This is a genomic window from Kitasatospora sp. NPDC004799, from assembly GCF_040609095.1.
GTDB lineage: Bacteria > Actinomycetota > Actinomycetes > Streptomycetales > Streptomycetaceae > Kitasatospora.
Genome location: NZ_JBEXJK010000808.1, coordinates 1 through 1,262, shown reverse-complemented (window position 1 = coordinate 1,262; position 1,262 = coordinate 1). Strand labels below are relative to the sequence as shown.

The following is a 1,262-nucleotide window of genomic DNA, read 5'->3' as shown; positions in this document are numbered from 1 at the left end:
CTCACCACCGAAACCGATCGACCCCTCCAACAAACCGTCGACGAACCACTTGAACCCCACCGGCACCTCCACCAGACCACGACCCACATCCGCCGCCACCCGGTCGATCATCGACGACGACACCAGCGTCTTACCGACACCCGCATCCCCCGGCCAGTCACCACGACGACGGAACAAGTAGTCCACCGCCACCGCCAGAAAATGGTTCGGATCCATCAACCCCCCATCAGGCGTCACGATCCCGTGCCGATCCGCATCCGCGTCATTGCCCACCGCCAACCCGTACTCACCCCGACGCGCGATCAACGACGCCATCACCGCCGGCGACGAACAATCCATCCGGATCCTCCCGTCCCAGTCCAACGTCATGAACCGCCACGTCGGATCCGTCAACGGATTCACCACCGTCACATCCACACCGTGGACCTCCGCGATCCGCCCCCAGTACTCCACCGACGCACCCCCCAACGGATCCGCCCCCACACGCAACCCCGCCCCCCGCACCGCCTCCAGATCCACCACCGACGGCAACGCCTCCACATAACCCCCCAAGAAGTCATGCCGCCCCGTCGTCGCCGCCGCCAACGCCCGCGCGTACGGAACCCTCCGCACCCCCCGCATCCCCTCACGGATCAACTCATTCGCACGATCCTGGATCCACCCCGTCACCCCCGAACCCGCCGGCCCCCCACTCGGCGGGTTGTACTTCAACCCCCCATCCCCCGGCGGATTATGCGACGCCGTCACCACAATCCCATCCGCCAACGCCCGCGGACTGCGCCGATTATGCGCCAACACCGCAAACGAAACCGCCGGCGTCGGCGTATAACCACCCCCCGCATCCACCAACACCTGCACCCCGTTCGCCGCCAACACCTCCAACACCGTCACCCGCGCCGGCTCCGACAACGCATGCGTATCCACCCCCAAAAACACCGGCCCCCCCACACCCTCCAACACCCGGAACTCACACACCGCCTGCGCCACCGCCGCCACATGATCCTCATTGAACGACCCGTCCAACGACGACCCCCGATGCCCCGACGTCCCGAACACCACCCGCTGCCCCACCTCCAGCGGATCCGGCCGCAACGCGTAATACGCCGTCACCAACCGCGCCACATCCACCAAATCACCAGACCCCGCCAACCACCCAGCCCGCACGTCCACCATCCACCCACTCCCACCAAACCCACCCACACCACACCACCACACCCCAACCCACCGATCGTAACCACAACACCACCCCACCCCACCAACCA

At 66.3% G+C, this 1,262-nt stretch carries 1 protein-coding gene; it reads right to left on the bottom strand.

The annotated features are described in order from the left end of the window. A partial coding sequence (locus ABZW03_RS40960; RefSeq protein WP_355269984.1) for a phosphoglucomutase, alpha-D-glucose phosphate-specific occupies window positions 1–1,173 on the bottom strand: 1,173 nt, incomplete at its 3' end. Between the last annotated feature and the right edge of the window lie 89 nt (window positions 1,174–1,262).